General features: G+C 35.1%; 1 protein-coding gene. It reads left to right on the top strand.

Annotated elements, in window-relative coordinates:
* Positions 1-118: 118 nt before the first annotated feature.
* Positions 119-909: IS982 family transposase (locus G5T77_RS14960; RefSeq protein ID WP_166236239.1), on the top strand; the 791-nt coding region annotated here is incomplete at its 3' end.

The following is a 909-nucleotide window of genomic DNA, read 5'->3' as shown; positions in this document are numbered from 1 at the left end:
AACTTTAGGCATTTATTAAACTATTTAACCCGAATCGCGGATAAAAAATTGACTTGAAAAATAAGAGGACTAGAGCCATCAGTTGAGTTACCACACAAAACTTAAAACTCTAGTCCCGATGTTTAATAGTACCGAATTATTTTGCGTAATTGATGATTTCTTTCTTAAATTTGAAGCAACCTACTGGAATTTCCTTAAACAAAGTCGTCGTTTCTCCAGAGTCCGAACCGCTCACTTGAGTATCTCAGAAATCACTTTTATCGCGATCTGGTATAAATGTTCTCATTTCACTAATTTCAAAGCATTTTTCACATGGTTGAAACAGGATAAAAATCATTTATTTAAAAGCTTACCCTGTTACCAACGGATGATTCATCTGATTAATAGACATCAATTAGCTCTACACGCTTTACATGTGGCGCTAATGAAAGGCCAACGTACACAATATTTATGGATTGATTCAACAACTCTGCCAGTTTGTAAAAATCAACGTATTCAACGCCATAAATCATTAGTCCAAATTGCATCACGTGGTAGAAGCTCAATGGGCTGGTTTTATGGCTGTAAATTACATATTGTGATGAATCAATTTGGTGAAATTGCTTGTTCTGCTTTATCCAATGGACATTTGGCTGATATCAAAATGGTTGAGAGACTCGTTAAAGAGATGGAAGCAAAGTTGTATGGAGATCGTGGCTATATTAGTCAAGAACTGAAGAGTAGGTTGAAAGAGCAAGGTATTGATTTAATTACCTATCATCGAAAAAATATGCAGGCTATACAACTTTCTGAGTCAGATAAATATCACTTAAAACAGCGCAATAAGATAGAGACTTTATTCAGTTTATTGAAAGGTCAGTACAATTTAGTGACAAGCAAAGCACGTAGTGTTCATGGATTTCTAGGAGG

The sequence above is a fragment of the Acinetobacter sp. GFQ9D191M genome, from assembly GCF_011174875.1.
Classification (GTDB): domain Bacteria; phylum Pseudomonadota; class Gammaproteobacteria; order Pseudomonadales; family Moraxellaceae; genus Acinetobacter.
The sequence above is the reverse complement of the archived record's forward strand: the minus strand, read 5'-3'. Positions and strand labels throughout refer to the sequence as shown.